Annotated in this window: 19 protein-coding genes; 5 read left to right on the top strand and 14 right to left on the bottom strand. The window is 72.3% G+C overall.

Translation table 11 applies throughout. From position 1 onward, the window contains the following. Window positions 1-86 precede the first annotated feature (86 nt). Window positions 87-437 (top strand): DCC1-like thiol-disulfide oxidoreductase family protein, encoded by a 351-nt coding sequence (locus EFJ44_RS06185; protein ID WP_125256330.1) that lies wholly within the window; start codon window positions 87-89, stop codon window positions 435-437. On the opposite strand, the gene EFJ44_RS06180 is transcribed toward EFJ44_RS06185, so the two are convergent. Beyond that, window positions 421-891, bottom strand: a complete 471-nt coding sequence (locus tag EFJ44_RS06180) for a hypothetical protein (RefSeq protein ID WP_125256329.1) — start codon at window positions 889-891, stop codon at window positions 421-423. The two genes, EFJ44_RS06185 and EFJ44_RS06180, sit on opposite strands and share 17 nt — an antisense overlap. Window positions 892-1,280: 389 nt before the next feature. Then, window positions 1,281-2,360, bottom strand: a complete 1,080-nt coding sequence (gene recA / locus EFJ44_RS06175; RefSeq protein WP_125256817.1) for a recombinase RecA — start codon at window positions 2,358-2,360, stop codon at window positions 1,281-1,283. 213 nt (window positions 2,361-2,573) lie between these two features. On the opposite strand from recA, the gene EFJ44_RS06170 reads away from it, so the two are divergent. Both EFJ44_RS06170 and EFJ44_RS06165 read left to right on the top strand, forming a co-directional pair. Beyond that, window positions 2,574-3,056, top strand: a complete 483-nt coding sequence (locus EFJ44_RS06170; RefSeq protein ID WP_206426880.1) for a PH domain-containing protein — start codon at window positions 2,574-2,576, stop codon at window positions 3,054-3,056. Further along, window positions 3,050-4,579, top strand: a complete 1,530-nt coding sequence (locus EFJ44_RS06165) for a PH domain-containing protein (protein WP_164511868.1) — start codon at window positions 3,050-3,052, stop codon at window positions 4,577-4,579. Before EFJ44_RS06170 ends, EFJ44_RS06165 begins: the two co-directional genes overlap by 7 nt. Here the strand turns inward: EFJ44_RS06165 and EFJ44_RS06160 are convergent. The 4 genes from EFJ44_RS06160 to chpT form a co-directional block, all read right to left on the bottom strand. Further along, a complete protein-coding gene (locus EFJ44_RS06160) occupies window positions 4,576-6,441 on the bottom strand; it encodes a M20/M25/M40 family metallo-hydrolase (RefSeq protein ID WP_125256327.1) in 1,866 nt (621 codons plus the stop codon). The two genes, EFJ44_RS06165 and EFJ44_RS06160, sit on opposite strands and share 4 nt — an antisense overlap. A gap of 59 nt (window positions 6,442-6,500) precedes the next feature. Continuing rightward, the gene (locus EFJ44_RS06155; RefSeq protein ID WP_125256326.1) at window positions 6,501-7,316 is read right to left on the bottom strand and encodes a CheR family methyltransferase; all 816 of its coding nucleotides are present in this window, start codon (window positions 7,314-7,316) and stop codon (window positions 6,501-6,503) included. Then, the gene (locus EFJ44_RS06150; RefSeq protein ID WP_125256325.1) at window positions 7,313-7,684 is read right to left on the bottom strand and encodes a response regulator; all 372 of its coding nucleotides are present in this window, start codon (window positions 7,682-7,684) and stop codon (window positions 7,313-7,315) included. Before EFJ44_RS06150 ends, EFJ44_RS06155 begins: the two co-directional genes overlap by 4 nt. 118 nt (window positions 7,685-7,802) lie before the next feature. Next, window positions 7,803-8,450, bottom strand: coding sequence for a histidine phosphotransferase ChpT (chpT, locus tag EFJ44_RS06145; RefSeq protein ID WP_125256324.1), 648 nt, complete (start codon window positions 8,448-8,450; stop codon window positions 7,803-7,805). 63 nt (window positions 8,451-8,513) lie between these two features. Here chpT and cysQ point away from each other — a divergent pair, with 63 nt between their 5' ends. Continuing rightward, window positions 8,514-9,299: a 3'(2'),5'-bisphosphate nucleotidase CysQ gene (cysQ, locus tag EFJ44_RS06140; RefSeq protein WP_125256323.1), complete on the top strand. Its 786-nt coding sequence runs from the start codon at window positions 8,514-8,516 to the stop codon at window positions 9,297-9,299. 3 nt (window positions 9,300-9,302) lie between these two features. On the opposite strand, the gene EFJ44_RS06135 is transcribed toward cysQ, so the two are convergent. Further along, on the bottom strand, window positions 9,303-10,508 hold the full coding sequence (locus EFJ44_RS06135; RefSeq protein WP_125256322.1) for a hypothetical protein: 1,206 nt from the start codon (window positions 10,506-10,508) through the stop codon (window positions 9,303-9,305). A gap of 146 nt (window positions 10,509-10,654) precedes the next feature. On the opposite strand from EFJ44_RS06135, the gene EFJ44_RS06130 reads away from it, so the two are divergent. Beyond that, window positions 10,655-11,761 carry an alkene reductase gene (locus EFJ44_RS06130; protein WP_125256321.1) on the top strand — a complete coding sequence of 369 codons (1,107 nt, stop codon included), beginning with the start codon at window positions 10,655-10,657 and terminating at the stop codon, window positions 11,759-11,761. A 4-nt stretch (window positions 11,762-11,765) separates the two neighbouring features. Here EFJ44_RS06130 and EFJ44_RS06125 read toward each other — a convergent pair whose 3' ends face one another. The 7 genes from EFJ44_RS06125 to flgB all read right to left on the bottom strand — a co-directional run bounded on the left by EFJ44_RS06125 (window position 11,766) and on the right by flgB (window position 17,536). Then, a complete protein-coding gene (locus EFJ44_RS06125) occupies window positions 11,766-12,788 on the bottom strand; it encodes a hypothetical protein (protein ID WP_125256320.1) in 1,023 nt (340 codons plus the stop codon). A gap of 75 nt (window positions 12,789-12,863) precedes the next feature. Next, complete coding sequence (locus EFJ44_RS06120; protein WP_125256319.1) at window positions 12,864-14,495, bottom strand: peptide chain release factor 3; 1,632 nt, start codon at window positions 14,493-14,495, stop codon at window positions 12,864-12,866. A 33-nt stretch (window positions 14,496-14,528) separates the two neighbouring features. Continuing rightward, entirely contained in the window at window positions 14,529-14,912 is a 384-nt protein-coding gene (locus tag EFJ44_RS06115; RefSeq protein ID WP_125256318.1) for a VOC family protein, read from the bottom strand. Window positions 14,913-14,965: 53 nt separating this feature from the next. Then, entirely contained in the window at window positions 14,966-16,291 is a 1,326-nt protein-coding gene (locus EFJ44_RS06110; protein WP_164511867.1) for an amidohydrolase family protein, read from the bottom strand. A gap of 91 nt (window positions 16,292-16,382) precedes the next feature. Further along, window positions 16,383-16,688 carry a flagellar hook-basal body complex protein FliE gene (gene fliE, locus EFJ44_RS06105; protein WP_125256316.1) on the bottom strand — a complete coding sequence of 102 codons (306 nt, stop codon included), beginning with the start codon at window positions 16,686-16,688 and terminating at the stop codon, window positions 16,383-16,385. A 10-nt stretch (window positions 16,689-16,698) separates the two neighbouring features. Next, window positions 16,699-17,085: a flagellar basal body rod protein FlgC gene (flgC, locus tag EFJ44_RS06100; protein ID WP_125256815.1), complete on the bottom strand. Its 387-nt coding sequence runs from the start codon at window positions 17,083-17,085 to the stop codon at window positions 16,699-16,701. Between the two features lie 46 nt (window positions 17,086-17,131). Next, window positions 17,132-17,536 (bottom strand): flagellar basal body rod protein FlgB, encoded by a 405-nt coding sequence (flgB, locus tag EFJ44_RS06095; protein ID WP_125256315.1) that lies wholly within the window; start codon window positions 17,534-17,536, stop codon window positions 17,132-17,134. Window positions 17,537-17,577: the final 41 nt, after the last annotated feature.

Raw genomic sequence — 17,577 nt, 5'->3', positions numbered from 1 at the left:
AGGATCGGGCGTCATATAGGGTTTCGACGGGTCGCGCATCATCTTGCCGCATGGCGGGCCGGGCCGGGCGGGCGTAGCCGGCGCGCATGGCCCAGCTGGACGTCTGGTTCGACGGCGACTGCCCCCTGTGCGTGCGGGAGATCGCCCTGATGCGACGGCTCGACCGACGCCGAGCCATCCGGTTTCACGATCTGGCCGACGGCACGGGCGGCTGCCCGATCGACCGGGGGGAGATGCTGGCCCGGTTCCATGCGCGGGAGGACGGGCGGCTGCTGTCGGGCGCGGCGGCCTTCGCCGCCATGTGGCGCGCGATCCCGCTGCTGCGACCGCTGGGGCTGGCGGCGCGGGACCGGCGGGTGCTGGCCCTGCTGGAGCGCGCCTACGTGGCCTTCCTCCGGATCCGGCCGCGGCTGCGGCGGCTCATGTTCGGGGGCTGACCACCGTTCGTGCGACCCAGGCGACGGGCAGGCCGACGCAGAGAACGTGGACGACCAGGCCCTGGAGGATGGGCCGGGCGCCGTCGGCGACGTCGAAGGGGGCCGCGGACAGGGGCACGACGATCAGGCTCATGACAGCCCAGGTCGCCACGCCGCAGACCACGCCGGCGAGCGGCCAGGACAGGTCGCGGATGAGGGAGACGCGCGGCGCCAGAACGACCCAGACCCCGGCGATGACCGCCATGAGGGCGTAGTGGGTCAGGGCGCCGAGCGCGGCGAACGTCCCGCCGCCCTCGAAGGCGGCCGGGCCGGCCCAGCCCGAGGCGATGGACTGCAGCACCGTCGCGGGTCCCAGATGAAGGTTCAGCAGGACGGCGGCCCCGAGGTCCAGCGTGCCGGCCAGAAGGGCGCCGAGGGCGACGGCGCGCAGCGCCGCGTCGCGGGATGTGGTCATGGGTCGCCCCTCCCCGGGGATCGTCGGTCGCGCAGGCTGGACCCGCGTCGCGCGGGGCGCAAGGGTCCCGCGAAGGCCGGACACGCGGAAGCTGTTTCGAGGGAGAATGGCCGCCTGACCCGGCGGGGGTCAGGCGGCCGGCTCCGGCCCGGCCCCCACGGGGTCGGGTGGCGGGTCGCGGGGACCCGGCCGGAGAAGCGGGGTGAAAGTGGGAGTCGAGAAAAAAAGACTCCCAAAACTTCCACCGGGGTCAGGCGTCGTCCTTGCCGGTAAGGACCGCGACGCTTCTTCCGTTTCGCGCCGAGGGCGCGATTTCCTCGCCTCAACGCCTTCGGCGTCCAGGCTCGACCCCACGGCGTTGCCCTCGCGGGGAGGAGACGTGGACCTCGTCAGCCTTCGAGATCCTGCCCCTCGTCGGGCTCGGGGGCGCCCATGAGCTCGTCGGCGATCTTGTTGGTCGACTGGCGCACCGCCTTCTCGATGGCCACGGCGACGTCCGGATTGGCCTTGAGGAAGTCGCGCACGTTCTCACGGCCCTGGCCGATGCGGGTGGAGTCGTACGAGAACCAGCTGCCCGACTTCTCGATCACGCCCGCCTTGACGCCCAGATCGATGATCTCGCCGATCTTGGAAATGCCCTCTCCGTACATGATGTCGAAGATGACCTCGCGGAACGGCGGGGCGACCTTGTTCTTGACCACCTTCACCCGGGTGGTGTTGCCCACCACCTCGTCGCGGTTCTTGATCGCGCCGGTGCGGCGGATGTCGAGGCGCACCGAGGCGTAGAATTTCAGCGCATTGCCGCCCGTGGTCGTCTCCGGGCTGCCGTACATCACCCCGATCTTGTGACGGATCTGGTTGATGAACAGGACGATGCATTTCGACTTGTTGATCGAGCCGGTCAGCTTGCGCAGCGCCTGCGACATCAGACGGGCCTGAAGGCCCGGCAGGCTGTCGCCCATCTCGCCCTCGATCTCGGCCTTGGGCGTCAGGGCCGCCACGGAGTCGACCACCACGATGTCCACCGCGCCGGAGCGCACCAGGGTGTCCACGATCTCCAGGGCCTGCTCGCCGTTGTCCGGCTGAGACACCAGAAGATCGTCCAGGTTCACGCCCAGCTTGCCGGCGTAGGTCGGATCCAGCGCGTGCTCGGCGTCGACGAAGGCGGCGACGCCCCCGGCCTTCTGGATCTCGGCGACGGTGTGCAGGGCCAGGGTGGTCTTGCCCGAGCTTTCCGGCCCGAAGACCTCGATCACCCGCCCCTTCGGCAGGCCGCCGATGCCCAGCGCCATGTCGAGGCCCAGGGAGCCGGTGGAGACGCTTTCGATCTCGGCCACCACGCCGGCCTTGCCCAGCTTCATCACCGAGCCCTTGCCGAAGGCGCGGTCGATCTGGGCGATCGCCGCCTCCAGAGCCCGCGCCTTGTCGCCGTCTTCCTTGCCCACCAGTTTCAAAGCCGCCTGTGACATCGCCTTCGTCTCCCTTGCCATGATTCCCGTCGTGGTTCGGGAGAGACCCGCCATGGACCCGCCCCCTGTTTCGTGAGGCGGACTATGTGCACGGTTTGTTCCGGTTGCCAATATGTTCTTTTCGGCGCCCCGGAGACTACGACCGAAACTGTCGCAGACCCGCACGCCGTATCCCGCTTGAGCCCCGCCACCCGCGCGTCGCATAAGGGCTGCATGGCCTTCGACATCGTCCCCCTGCAGCGTCTGGAGCGCGGATATCTGCAGGTCATGCGGATCAATGCGTTGATCGGTTGGGGACTGCTGGCGGGGCTGGCGGCGGCGGGGGAGTTCTTGCTTCGATCGCGGACGGGGTGGCCGTTCGGCGTGGTGTGGGGACCGGTCGCGGCGCTGGGGCTGCTGTCCGTTCTGGTGTTGGCGCCCGGGCGTTGGCGGCGATGGGGCTATGCCTTCACGGAGCGGGAGCTGCACGTCGCGCGGGGCTGGCTGGTGCGGGTGCACACGGTCGTGCCGGTGGCGCGGGTGCAGCACATCGACGTGAGCCAGGGGCCGCTCGAGCGCGGGGCGGGCGTGGCGACCCTGAGGCTGCACACGGCGGGCACGGAGGGCAGTCTGGTCACCCTGCCCGGCATATCGGCGGCGCGGGCCGAGGAGATCCGCGACGCGATCCGCGCGCGGATCGACGACGCGCCGTGGTGAAGCCCGACTCACCGGACGAGGCGGCGCCGCGCCGCCTGGACCCTCGCACCCTGCTGCTGCTGCCGTTCCGCGTCGGCTGGGGCTCGCTGATCCTCGCCCTGCCGGCCGTGTTGGGGTGGTCGCGGGGGGAAGGGTTCAATCCGGGGCTGCTGACGTTCGGGCTGGCGCTGTTCCTGATCGTGTCGATCGCGAGCGGCCTGCTGGGCTGGCTGACCTTCACCTATCAGGTCCTGCCTGACCAGGTCGTGATCGCGCGAGGTCTGCTGAACAGGTCGCGGCGGTCGATCCCGGCGGAGCGCATCCAGGACGTGTCGATCACGCGGGGCCCCGTGTCGCGGCTGATCGGTCTGGCGGAGGTGCGGCTGGAGACCGGCGGCGGGGAGAAGGACGAAGGCGTGCTCGCGAGCGTCAGCCTGGCGGAGGCGCGGCGTCTGAGGGAGGTCCTGCGGCGGCAGGCGACGGCGCCGGCGGCGGCCGCAGACGCGGCGGCGGGCGCGGTGGCTGTCGAAGACGAGGCGGTGCTGTTCAGGCTGGGGACCGGGCGGCTGCTGTTCCTGGGTCTGTTCAAGTTCTCCCTGGTGTGGATCGCGGCGATCTTCGGCCTGCTGCAGTACGGCGGAGAGCTGACGACCTACGACCTGGAATGGTGGATGGGGCGGCTGAGGGACGTGGTGGTCGAGGCGCGGCCGCAGGACGATCCCGGGTTCGGGCTTTGGATCGTGGGCGCGGCGATCGCCCTGGGTCTGGCGACCGGGGTCGGGCGGACGGTGCTGAAGAACTGGGGCTTCACCCTCACGCAGGACGAGCGTCGCTTCCGGGTGCGACGCGGTCTGCTGACGCGGTCCGAGGTGGCGGTGGCCCGGCGACAGATCCAACTGGGTCTGGTCGAGCACGGGCCGATCAGCGGCAGGCTGGGCTGGCGCGTGTTCAAGGTGCAGACCCTGGGGGGCGGCGGCGAGGCCTCCGGCATGCAGGAGCTGCTGCCGTTCGCGCGGCCGCGGGAGGTGACGCCGATCGTGGGCCTGGCCGGGCTGCCGCCGTTCCGGGAGGACGACCTGGCGGCGGTGTCCCCGGCCCACGCGGTGGGCGGACTGATCGGGTTCGTGGGGATCCCGGCCGTCCTGACCGGCGTCGCCAGCGTGTTCCTCTGGCCGGCCCTGCTGCTGCTTCCGCTGCTCGGGCTGGGTCTGGCGGTGGCCCTGCTGAGGCCGGGGCGGCACCGCTTCGCCGCGACGGAGGAGAGCGTGCAGGTGCGGCGCGGCGTGCTGGGGCGGCGCGACTGGACCGTGCCGCACGGCGCCGTGCAGACGCTGACGATGCGGCAGGGGCCGCTTCAGCGACGCCTGGGCGTGGCGACGGTGAGGATCGACACAGCGGCCGGCGGCGCGGCGGGCGGACCGCACGTCCACGACGTGGAGACGGCGCGGGGCGCCGCTTTCGTGGGCGAGGTCATGGCGCGGGTGCACGCCCTGCCGCCGCGCGTCCGGTCCCGGGCGACGGCGGGCGTCGACGAAGGAGCCTAGCCGACCTGCCGCGCCTCGGCCTGCGCCGGGCGGGCCTGGGTTCCCCAAACCGCGACGGCCGCCCCGGAAAGCAGCACCGCCGCGGAGAGGACCGCGAGGACGCGGGAGGCGTTGGGGGCCAGGGGACGCAAGGCCGTCAGGGCGAGCAGACCCAGGACGGCGAGCACGCCGGGCAGATCCATGCCGACGCCGAGGAAGACCGGGTGCGCCATGGCCAGCACCCAGCCGGCGGCGACCGCGCCGGTCAGGGCCACCACGATCGCGCCGCCCGCCCGCTCGAGCGCCGGGTCGAGGCGGGCGGCGACCGCCGCGGCCAGGGCCGCGGCCAGCACCGGCCAGGCGAACAGGAAAGCGGCGACGGGCGCGGCGACCTGGGCGATCAGGGCCAGCGTCCAGACCAGCGCCAGCAATCCCAGCCAGGCGGGCCATCTGCCGCGAGGGCCGGCGACGAAGGACAGGCCGATCCCGAGGACGGCGGCCCCCAGCAGGATCGGGTTCGCCCCCTCCCCCACCACGCCCGGAAGGGTCAGAAGGCCGACGAGTCCGGCCGTCGCCCGGCGGTCCAGCGCGGCCCGCCCGCCCAGCGCCAGCAGGGCGACGGCGAGGACGGCCAGACCCGCCCCGGCCTCCAGCCACGGCAGACGGGCCAGCAGGGCGTAGTAGGTCTCGGCGTCCTCGGCCCGGGCGGCCGACGGTCCGCCCAGAGCCCTCACGGCATGCGCGGCGACGACGCCGACCGAGAGGAACCACACCCCCTCCAGCGCCCCGCGCGCCACCTCGCCCCGACGGACGCCGCCACGACGCCCGAGGGCGATGAGGACGAAGGCGGCGAGCAGGGCCGCCGCGGCCAGAACGATCCAGCCCGCGGCCGGCGTCGTGACGACGACGAAGCGGCCGAAGACGTCGGCCCAGACGGCGTTCGTTCCGGCCCGCGGGAGGGCGTCGGCCGAGACCAGCAGGGCGGCCGTCTCCAGCGTCTGGGAGCCGATGTGCTGGACGCTGCCGCGGTCCAGATTGGCGGGCGTGGACAGGGGCGTGTGGTACTGCCCGGGGCGGCCGATGAAGGCGAGGTTCACCCCCTGCAGGCCGCGGTCGCGCGGCACGGTGAAGTCGGAGCCGTTCGGCATCAGCTCATAGACGAAGGCGGCGAGTGAGTTGGTGGTGACCCCGCCGTCGGGGCGGATGCGCGCGAACAGGGCCACGGTCTCCGCATTGCCCCTGCCGGTCTCGAACATCATGGCCCGGCCGCCGCCGCCGCGCGCCTCCAGATTGATCACGGCCCCGACCCGGTCGCGCAGCGGATCGCCGCCGAAGAAGCCGCGGGCGCCGTCGAGGTTCAGCTCCTCCGCGTCGGTGATCAGGACGATCACGTCGCGGGCGCGGGGGCCCCGGGCCTGAAGGGCGCGCACCGTCTCCAGCACGGCGGCCACGCCGGTCGCGTCGTCGGCCGCGCCGGGCGACCCGGCCACGCTGTCGTAGTGGGCCATCAGCAGCACCGCCGGCAGATCCGGGCGCGTTCCGGGCAGGACGCCGATCAGGTTGGTGACGCCCAGGCCGGTCGCGTCGACCTCCCAGCGCTCGAGCCGGCGCACCGCCGAGGGCGACAGGACGCCCTGACCCGTCGTCGGGGACAGGCCCAGCGCCCTCATGCGCGCCAGGAGGTGGTCGCGGACGCGCGCATGGGCTTCCGATCCCACGGGATGCGGTTCGGTGGCGATGATCCGCACGTCGGCCATGGCGCGTTCGGCGGAGAAGGCGGTCGCGGGGGCGTCGGCCCCGCGCGGCGCAGGCGTCAGACTGGCGAAGACGGCGAGCCCGAGCGCGACGAACGACGCAAGCGGCAACCAGATCCAGCGCGGCATCGGCCTCTCCCCCAAAGGTCGCGGGGCAGACTAGATCGCCTGACGGGCAAGCGTAAGGGTCAGGCGGCGCGGCGCAGGGCGCCGTGGGACTTCACGTACAGCCCCGGCCGGCCGGCGACGGGGCGGAAGGCGACGGTGTCGGAAGACAGGCTCTCGTCGGGACCGACGAAGAGACAGCCGTCGTCGGCCAGCGCCCGCTCCAGATTGTCGAGCGCCAGGGCGCGGCGCTGGGCGTCCATCGTGCCCAGCACGTGGCGGCAGAAGATCACGTCGAACCGGTCGCCGTCCGGCGCCGGCTCCAGCAGGTTGGCGCGCCGGACCTCGACGCGGTCGCGCAGATCCTGACGGGCGACCCAACGGTCCTCGTCGCGCACGAACCAGCGGATCATGGCCCGGGCCGACAGCCCGCGCTGGATCTCGAAGCCGGAATAGGCGGCGGCGCGGACGCGCTCCAGCGAGACGCGGTTCAGATCCGTGGCCAGCACCTCGGCCTCGACGCCCTTCTCGGCGGCGGCCATGGCCATGGACCAGGCCTCCTGACCCGTCGAGCATCCGGCGGACCACAGCCGGACGCGCCCGCCCGGACGGGCGGCCGAAAGGGCGGGCAGCAGCTGGTCGGCGAAGACGGCGAAGCCGTCGCGGTCGCGCCGGAACCAGGTCTCGGGGTCCAGCAGGGCCTCGATCACCGACCAGGCGGTGGAGGCGACGGGCTTGTCCCACAGGCCGGCCAGCAGGGCGGATGCGTCGTCGAAGCCTTCGCGCCGGGCCACGGGGGCGAGGCGGTGCTGCGCCAGCTTCATGCGGTCGCGGGCCAGACGCTGACCGGTGCGTCCGAGCACCAGGGCCTGCAGGCGCTCGAAGTCCTCGGGCGTCATGTCATGCCCGCCTCTTCGAACTTGGAGGCCAGAACCTCACCGTCGAACGGCTTCATGACGTATTCGTCGGCCCCCGCGGCGAGGGCCTCGGCGATGCGGTCGGGATCGGATTCGATGCTGCAGAACAGCACCTTGGGCCGGTCGCCCTGCGGCAGTCCGCGCAGGCGGCGCAGGAAGGTCAGACCGTCCATGACCGGCATGTTCCAGTCCAGCAGGACGACGTCCGGCAGGGCGGCGGAACAGCTGGCGAGGGCCTCGGCGCCGTCGGCGGCCTCGTCGACCTCATAGCCCAGGCCCTCGACGATCCGGCGCGAGACCTTCCGGATGATCCGGCTGTCGTCGACGATCAGGCAGGTGCGGGGGTCCAAGGGCGGCGTCCGAATCGACGGTGGGCGCGATTTTGCGAGGCTCCCCCATGATCGCCGCGCGCAAGTTAACGAGTGGTTGGAACTCAGTCCTAAGCGACGTTAGTCATGCCGTCGGCGGTCAGACCGGAAGGTCGGCGGCCAGCCGGACGCGGCCCTCGTCGGCCTGGACCTCCAGAGTGCCGTCCAGGCGCTTCACGGCCAGCCACAGCCAGTGCGGCTGGATCCACTGGCCCGGAAGACCTTCCTCGAGCGGTCGGCCGGCCAGGCCCGCCGCCGCCTCGGGCTTCAGCCGGGCGCGCGCGCCCGCGGCGACGCCCTCGATCTTCAGCCGATCGCCGTCGACGCGGGCCGACACCGTCGCCTCGCCGCCGGAGGGCAGGGCCCCCATGGTCATGTAGGCGAGGTTGAGCAGGACCCGGGCGGACGCCCTGGGAAGGCTCGACGGTTCGACGTCCCAGACCAGGGCCGCGCGCCCGCCGTCGGTCAGGTCCCGGACCAGCTTCTCCAGCGTCTCGCCGGTGAAGGTCTCGGCCGATGAGGCCGCGCCGAAGGCCACGCGGGCGAAGTCGACCACAGCGAGCAGGCGGGTCGCGCTCTGGCGGATCAGGGCCAGGGCGTCGTCGCGCATGTCGTGGGCCGACGGATCCTCCAGCAGGTCCAGCCCCTGCGACACGGCGCCGGCGGGGCTGATGAAGTCGTGGCACAGCTTGGCGGCGACGAGGGCGGCCAGCTCGGTTTCGTCGCGGTCGGCGAAGGCGTCTGTCATGGCGCCGAAGCTGGCCTGATTTGGCCCTTCGCGGGAAGGGGTCCGATGGGCTAATCCCCGGCGATGACCGCCGCCCCCTCCCCGCTCGACGCCCTGTCCGCCGGAACCCTGATCGACGCGCTGGCGGAGATCGCGGAGGCGGCCGCGGCGGTGATCCGGCCCTACTGGCGCAACGCGGTGGTCGCCGACGCCAAGGCCGACGACAGCCCGGTGACCCGCGCCGACCGCGATGCCGAGGCGCTGATCCTGGAGCGGCTGACCGCCCCGTGGCCCGACGTGCCGGCGGTGGCGGAGGAGGCGTCGGAGGCCCACGGGCGCCCCGAGAGGGCGCCGGAGCTGTTCTGGCTGGTCGATCCGCTGGACGGCACGCGCGGCTTCGTGCGCGGCGACGAACACTTCACGGTCAACATCGCCCTGATCCACGGCCGCCGCCCCGTGGCGGGCGTCGTCACGGCGCCGGCGCTGGACGTGACGTGGGCCGGCGGACCGGGCGGCGCCGTTCGGCGGCGCGCCGGCGGCGCCTGGGAGTCGATCCGGGTGCGGCCTCGCCCGGCGGTCGCCCTGGCCCTCATGAGCCGCGGCGTGAAGCCCGAGGACGCGGCGAAGCTGGCGGAACTTCACGGCTGCGTCGAATGGCGGGGCGAGGACAGCTCGCTGAAATTCTGCCGCATCGCCGAGGGCGACTGCGACGTCTATCCGCGCACCGGGCCGACGTCCGAGTGGGACACGGCGGCGGGACAGGCGGTGCTCGAGGCCGCGGGCGGACGCGTGCTGGGTCCGGAGGGCGCGCCGCTGGCCTATGGCAAGCCGGGGTTCATGAACGGCGCCTTCACGGCCTACGGAGCCTGAGCCTCAGAGGCTGAGGAGGGCCTCGGCCTGACGGGCGAGGAGCGGGCAGCCCTCCTCGGTCGCCACCTCGACGGCCGTGGCCAGCATCAGGCCGGTCTCGCCCGAGGGGGCGTCGCACAAGCGCGCGCGGGCCAGGGCGACGCGGGCCAGACCGATCTGGTCGGCGGCCCAGTCCAGCGGCGCGCCCGGCACGGAGACACGACGTCGCAGCTCGGCCTGAAGCGCGTCCAGCGCGGCGGGATCGCCGGCGGCCTCGGCCGCGGCGACGCGGTCGGCGGACAGACGCTCTCGCGCGAGAGCGCCCAGCACCAGACCGGGGCCGGCCGACCGGCACAGAGCCTCGACCGCGACCAGCCGCGCCGCGCCCGTGCCGGACGCCAACTGCACGGCGCACCAGTCCAGCGGGCTGTGATCCGGCGTGAACTGGTCGCCGGCGGCTTCCAGCATGGCGCGGGACTGTTCCCGCGCGGGGGCGTCGTCAGCGAGGGCCGCCAGCGCCGACAGGCCCGAGGCGCTCAGCGCGAGCGCGCGGGCGCGGGTCAGGGGTCGGCGATCGGAAGAGGACGCCTCCACGAGGGCGAACAGATCCCGCCCCGCCTGATCCAGCAGGCGGGCGTCGCGCTGGGCGATGCCGGCCTCCAGCGTCAGCCCCGCGCGGTCGAGCCGGACGGCCTCGGCCAGCGGGTCCGCCGACCCGGCCAGACCGTGAACGGCGAGGTCCAGCAGCGCCGCGGCCTCCAGCAGGCGGACAGGTCGACCGTCCAGCCGCGCCTTGCGGGCCGAAATTCGGGCGTGAACGGCGACGGTGGCCTGTCGGCCGGAGTCGCGGGCGATCAGCTCCGCCGCCTGATCCAGCAGGGCGGGTCGGCCGTACAGATCGAACCGCAACAGGCAGGATTGGGCCAACGCGCAGCGGGCTTCTTCCATGCGGCCCGCGGCGTGGGCGGCGCGCGCGGCGTCCCGGGCGGCGTCGTCGGCGTTGTCGAGAGCATCCCTGCGGCCGGTGCGGGCGGCGAGTTCGCGCCACAGGGCGGCGGCGATCAGCCATGCCTGATCGGGCTTGGCGCACGAGGTTCGGCCGGCGTCGATCGAGGCGCGGCGGGCCTCGGCCTCGACCAGTTCGACGCCGATCAGCTCCAGCCAGCCCAGATCCTCGCGGTCGCGCTCCCGACCGAACAGCCTCCGCAGATCCTTGCCGAACTCGAACATGCCGCCTCCTGGCGCGTCCCGGAACGGGACCGTGACTCCGTCTGTTTCGACCCACAAGCAAATGCGTGGCCGCGGGATGGGTTCGCCCCTTGCGGCCCACCGCCCGCCCCCTATCTGCATCAGCACCTGTTGCTGGAGCAGAACCGATGTCCTCCCCCCTTTTCGAACCGATCGCCCTCGGCGCGCTGGACCTGAAAAACCGGGTCGCCATGGCGCCCATGACCCGCAGCCGCGCCGGAGCGGGCGAGGTGATCAACGTCACCGCCGCGACCTATTACGCCCAGCGCGCGGGCGCGGGCCTGATCATCTCCGAGGCCACCCAGATCAGTCGGTCGGGTCAGGGCTATCCCAACACGCCGGGCGTCTTCACCGAGGACCAGGTCGCGGGCTGGAAGGTCGTGACCGACGCGGTGCATGCCGCGGGCGGCCTGATCGTCGCCCAGCTTTGGCACGTGGGGCGGGTATCCCTGCCCGACTATCAGCCCGACGGCGGCGCGCCGGTCGGGGCCTCGTCGATCGCGGCCGAGGGTCAGGCGATGAAGCCGGACTTCTCCATGACGCCCTTCGTCACGCCGCGCGCGCTGACGGAAGCCGAGATCGAGGGCGTGTTGGCCGACTATGCCCACGCCGCGCGGCAGGCCAAGGCGGCGGGCTTCGACGGGGTCGAGCTGCACGGAGCCAACGGCTATCTGGTCGATCAATTCCTGCGCGACGGCTCGAACCGCCGCACGGACCGCTGGGGCGGGCCGGTGGAGAACCGCGCGCGCTTCCTGGTGGAGGCGACGCGCGCCCTGGTCGACGTCTGGGGTCCGGAGCGGGTGGGCGTGCGCCTGTCGCCGACCGGGACCAGCAACGGCATGTCCGATTCCGACCCGGCCGCCACCTTCGGCCACGCGGCCGCGGCGCTGAAGCCGTTCGGCCTGGCCTTCCTGCATCTGATCGAGGCCGAGCCGCCTCATCCCATGGCGGGACCGGAGGGCTCGCCCCGTCTGGCGCGCGCCCTGCGCGAGGCCTTCGGCGGGCCGGTCATGCTGAACGGCGGCCTGACCCGCGCGACGGCCGAAGCGGCCGTGGCCGATGGCCGCGCGGATCTGGTCAGCGTCGGCATCCCCTTCCTCGCCAACCCCGATCTGGTGGACCGCTGGAAGACGGGCGCCGACCTGAACCCCGCCGACCGCGCCACCTTCTACGGCGGCGGGGATGCGGGCTACATCGACTACCCGACCCGGGGTCAGGCGGCGCAGGCCGCCTGACGCCTCAACGGGCGCGGATCACCCGGGCGAAGCGCCGCCGGGGATGGTCCGCGCCGACCAGGTCCCGGTCGCGCCGCGCGATCAGGTCCTCCTTGACCGGGACGGGCTCCAGTCCCGCGAAGCTGCGGTAGACCGCCATGGCGATCGCCGCGGGGATCGGCAGCATCAGCGCCGCGATGAGGAAAAGCGGCGGCCAAAGGATGCCGAGCACCAAAGGGGCCAGGAAGCCGACTCCGGCGTAGGCCCAGGTCTCGGTGCGCTTCAGCCCGCGCAGGGCATAGTGGCCCGCGAGCATGCAGACGGCGATCGGCACGGCGCCGATGACGGCCATGGCGACCATCTCCAGCCCGGCGTAGTCCACCATCGACCCGGCGCGCTGCAGCGCGGCCCGGCCGCTCAGGTCGGCGATCTGCGTCACCTCGAAGACGATGGTGAACGCGCCGCGCGCCAGCCCGAACACGATGCCGCCCAGCACCGCGGCCAGCAGCATCAGCGGGATGGAGGTCCGGACCTGCGTCGGCCCTGCGAAATAGTCGACGCCGCCCTGGGTGAAGGCGTCCATCTTCGCCTCCTGATCGGAAGTGACGCCCGCGATGCGGGCGCGCAGTCCGTTCAGGTCCTCCGCGTCGTCCACCTCCCAGCCCGCGCGCCAGGCGTAGAGGAAGCCGAAGGCCGCGCCGATGGCGAAGGGGATGATCAGGCCGATCACGCCCTGACCGCTTCCGAACACGACCGCCAGTCGCGTCGGTCCCTTGAAGCACAGATACATGGCGACCAGGCTGATCCCGCCCCAGACGGCGTAGGCCCAGCGCTCGCCGACGTTCCGGCCGCGCATCGCGAAGTGGCCCAGTGCGAACAGGCCGACATACATCGACGCCCCCGCCGCCAGCCAGATCAGCAGGCGATCATAGGTCCGCAGGGGGTCCGGCAGGTCCAGCAACCCGACCTTCAGATGCCCGAACATGAAGGCCGCCGCGAAGGCGAAGGCCAGGAACAGGGCGTAGGCGTCCGTGCGGATGCGCGGCATGGGGGAACTCCGGAACTGTCCCCAGCCCCATCGCCGCGACGCGCTTAAGGGCCGGTGCAGGCGATGGGTTAACGCCTACCCCCGCTCCTTCGTCTTCATGAAGCGGACCTTCGGGAAGCGCTCGCCGACGTAGCCCGTCTCCCAGCTCGACTTCGCCAGGAAGACGGGAGCGGCGTCGATGTCGGTGGCCATCTGGGGGCGGTATTTGCCCATGAAGTCGTCGAGGTCGGCCTTGTCGCCCGCGATCCAGCGGGCCTCGGCGTAGGGGCTGGGTTCGAAGACGACGTCCAGGCCGTACTCCTCGCCCAGACGGTCGGCCATGACCTCGAACTGCAGCTGGCCGACGGCGCCGACGATGAAGTCGCTGCCCAGCTCCGGCCGGAACAGCTGGGTCACCCCCTCTTCGGCCAGACCTTCGAGAGCCTTCTTCAGGTGCTTGGCCTTCAGCGGATCCTTGACCCGCACGCGCTGCAGGATCTCGGGCGCGAAGTTGGGCAGGCCGGCGAAGCGGATCAGGCCGCTTTCCGACAGGCTGTCGCCGACGCGCAGCACGCCGTGATTGGGGATGCCGATGACGTCGCCGGCATAGGCCTCCTCCGCCAGTTCGCGGTCGGAGGCGAAGAACATGATGGGGCTGTTCACCGACAGCGACTTGCCGGTGTTCTGCACCTTCAGCTTCATGCCGCGTTTGAAGCTGCCGGACGCCATGCGGAACATGGCGATGCGGTCGCGGTGGTTGGGGTCCATGTTGGCCTGGACCTTGAAGACGAAGCCGGTGACCTCGGTCTGGCCCGGCTCGACCACGACGTCGACCGGCCCGGGCGCGTTGCGGGTTTCCGGCGGGGCCTCCTTGCGGGCCTTGAGCGCCCTCGGCGGCGGAGCCCAGTCGGCGATGGCGCGCAGCAGCTCCTCGATGCCGAAGTGGCGGAGCGCCGATCCCCACAGGACGGGCGTCATGTGGCCCTCCAGGAAGGCCTGACGGTCGAAGGGCTTGTAGCCGCCTTCGACCAGCTCCAGAGCGTCGGTCAGGTCGGACTGTTCGGCCCCTTCGAAGAAGGCCGCGGCATCGGCCAGCGGCAAGGCGGCGGGGTGATCCGGGTCCTCATCGGACCCCGCGACCTTGCGGGCATAGGGCTGGAACCTGCCGGTGCCGACCTGAACCATCCCGCGCAGGCGGGCGCCGCTCTCGGCCGGCCACCAGATGGGCGAGGGGTCCAGCTGCAGGCGGCCGGCGATCTCGTCCAGCAGGGCCATCGGGTCCTGGGCCTCGCGGTCCAGCTTGTTGATGAAGGTGATGATCGGGATGTCGCGCAGGCGGCAGACCTCGAACAGCTTCAGCGTCTGCGGCTCGATGCCCTTGGCGGCGTCCAGCACCATGATGGCGCAGTCGGCGGCCGTCAGCGTGCGGTAGGTGTCTTCCGAAAAGTCCTCGTGGCCCGGGGTGTCGAGCAGGTTGAACATCCCGCCCTCGAACTCGAAGGTCATGACCGAGGCCGAGACGGAGATGCCGCGCTCCTTCTCGATCTTCATCCAATCCGAGCGCGTGCGCCGGTTCTCGCCCCGCGCCCGCACCGCCCCGGCCGCGCGGATGGCCCCCCCGGCCAGCAGGATGTGCTCGGTCAGCGTGGTCTTGCCCGCGTCGGGGTGGGCGATGATGGCGAAGGTCCGGCGGCGGCCGGCCTCCTCGGCGAGGGTGAGTTTCGACATGGCGGCGGGCCATAGCCCGAACGCCGCCTCAAGTCACATGCCCTGGACCAGATGCAGGATGTTGCCGTCCGGATCCTTGAACCAGACCATCCGCGCGTCGCCGGCGATGTGGATGCCGTCCACGTAATCGGTTCCGGGGAAGTCGTATCGCTCGAACGTCACGCCCCTGCCCCGCAGGTCGGCGACGACGTCCTCGATGCCGCCGTCGACCGGCCAGACCAGGGCGTTGGCCCTGTTGGTGCCCGCGAACTCCGACACGTAGAGCGTCAGGCGGGTCGACCCGGTGCGGTACGCGAGCATGTCCTCTTCGCCGTCGGCGGCGTCTTCGATCAGTCCCAGGGTCTCGCCGTAGAAGCGGCGGGCGCGGTCCAGATCGGACACGGCGAGGATGGGCCGGGCGTCGAGGTCTTTCAGCATGGCGGTCTCCTTCCGACGGAAGGGGAGCGCCGGGGGTCCGTCGCGGGTTCCCCTCAGCCGCCGCAGACGCGCTCCAGATCCGGCTTCTCGACGCGCCCGCCCTTCATGACGAAGCGCACGTCCTTCAGGGCGTCCAGACCTTGCGTCGGGTCCAGCGGCACGGCGATCAGGTCGGCGAAGGACCGGGGCCGCAGCACGCCCAGCCGGTCGTCTCCCAGCATGCGGCCGGCGTTCCACGTCGCCGTCTGCAGCGCCTCTCCCGGGGTCATCCCGGACTCGACGTAGGCGGACAGGGTGGCGCGGGAGCCCTGACCGCGCCCGGGGCCGTAGGGCATGTAGAGATCGGACCCCATGGCGATGGGCACGCCCAGCCGGTGGGCGCGCGAGAAGCGGTCGCGCGGCGCCGACAGCATGCCCTCGATCTCCTCCACCGGCGGGCGCGGCGTCCAGCCGGCGCTGAACTCCTGCGCCATCTCCAGCGAGGGGTCGGTGGGGACCAGATAGACCCCCTTCTGCGCCATCAGCCGCAGGGTGTCGTCCGAGACCTCGTAGCCGTGCTCGATGGAGGTGACGCCGGCCAGGACCGCCTCGCGGATCGCCGCGTCGGAGGTGGCGTGGGCCGCGACCGGAACGTCGTGGCGTCGCGCCTCGTCGACGATGGCCTCCAGCTCCGCCACCGACAGGCGGGTGCGCTGGGGCGTCGCCTCGGGATAGACCTTGATGACCCAGGCCCCGGCCGCGATGGCCTCGCGCACGGCCGCGCGGGCGTCGTCCACGCCCGTGACGATGCGGTACTCGGCGCCGACCAGGTGGTGCGGGTCGTGCGGCATCGGCTCCATCTGGCCGCCGGCCGGCGCCAGTCCGGGACCGGAGCCGTACAGGCGCGGTCCGGGGACCCGACCCTCGGCGAAGCCGCGCGACAGCTGCAGGTCCAGAAAGCGGCCGGAGTTGCCGAGGTCGCGGATGGTGGTGAAGCCGGCGTCCAGATAATCGCGACCGCGCCGGGCGCCGGACAGGGCGCGCAGGGCGTCGCCCTCGATCCCCGCGTCGATCGCGGCGACCTGGCCGAGCGGCTGACCCTGCGCCTGTTCCATCAGGATGTGGGTGTGGCCGTCGATCAGCCCGGGCAGGACCGAGCAGCGCGACAGGTCCACCACCGTGGCGCCCTCCGGAACGGCCAGGCCCTGCCCCACCTCCACGACCTGGTCGCCACGGATCAGAAGGTCGCGGGGGCCGACCATGCGACCGGCCTCGGAGTCGAACAGGTTTCCGGCGCGGACCAGCAGCGCGGGCCCTTGCGGCCGGCGCTGCTGGGCCTCGGCGGCTGTGGCGAGGCAGGCCGCGGCCAGGGCGGCGAGGGCGGTGAGGGTGCGGGTCATCATGGCTCCGAAGGCGTCGGAGGAAGAGGCCCGGCGTCAGGCGGACGGATGCGCCGGGACGGATGAATTCGCGGTAAGCTTGGCCGACCCGTCAGATCGGCATCCGCATGATCTCCTGGTACGCCTGGATCACCTGGTCGCGGACGGCCATGACGGTTTCGAGCGAAGCCTCGGCTGAGCTGACGGCGGTGACGACGTCGATCAGGCTGCCCTGACCCTGCACGGCCATGGACATCTGGGTCTCGGCGGCGCGGGTCTGTTCGACCGCGCCCTTCATCACGCCGTCCAGAATGGCCCCGAATTCCGAGCCGCCGGCCGGATCCATGCCGCCCGCCCCCCCGACGGCGGCGCCCGACTGGACCGACTGGTAGGCCTTGATGGCGGCCATGGGGTTCATCGATCAGTCCTCATCGCTTCAGGATGTCGAGGGTGCGCTGCTCCATGGCGCGCGCCGTCTCGATGACGTTCAGGTTGGCCTCGTAAGCCCGCTGCGCCTCGCGCATGTCCATGGCCTCGACGAGGGTGTCGACGTTGGGCCGCAGGACATAGCCCTCGGCATCGGCCGCAGGATGGTTGGGATCGTAGTCCCGGCGGAACTGGCCCGGGTCGGCGCGGACCTCGGCCAGGGCCACGCCGGTGGCGCCGTCCACCTCCCGCGCCCGGAACACCGGCACCTGCCGGCGATAGGGCTGACCGCCCGGCGCGTCGGAGGTCGAGTCGGCGTTGGCGATGTTCTCGGCGATCACGCGCATGCGCGACTGCTGCGCCTTCAGGGCGCTGGCGGCCACGGCCATGGTGGTGTTTCGGGGCGGGATGGGATCAGGCACGGGTCAGCCCTCCTCAGCGGCCGGGCGGCCGGGCGGCCATGCGCAGGAGCGACATGGACTTCTGGTACAGGCTGATGGCGGCGTCGTAGGCCATGCGGCTCTCGGCCATCTTCAGCATCTGCTCCTCGACCACCACGGCGTTGCCGTCGAGCGTGGTCTCGGAATCGGGACTGTCCTGCACGGCGAAGCGTGCGGGCGGGTTCGCCGGCGCCATGTGGGACGCCGAGGTGCGGGTCATCTGCACTCCGCCCGAGTTGCGCAGGGCCGAGGCGAAATCGGTCGGCTGGCGCAGGTCGCGCGCCATGTAGCCGGGGGTGTCGGCGTTGGCGACGTTCTGGGCGATGACGCGCTGGCGCTCGTCCAGCCAGGTCAGCCGGCCCTTGATCTGGTTCAGCAGCGGCAGGTCGGCGATCGACACGGCCGTTTCCTTTCGCGACGCGGGCGGAGGCGCCCGAGCGA

Origin of the sequence: Brevundimonas fluminis (genome assembly GCF_003934285.1) — a bacterium.
In the GTDB taxonomy this organism is placed as follows: domain Bacteria; phylum Pseudomonadota; class Alphaproteobacteria; order Caulobacterales; family Caulobacteraceae; genus Brevundimonas; species Brevundimonas fluminis.
This window is presented reverse-complemented; position numbering and strand designations above follow the sequence as displayed.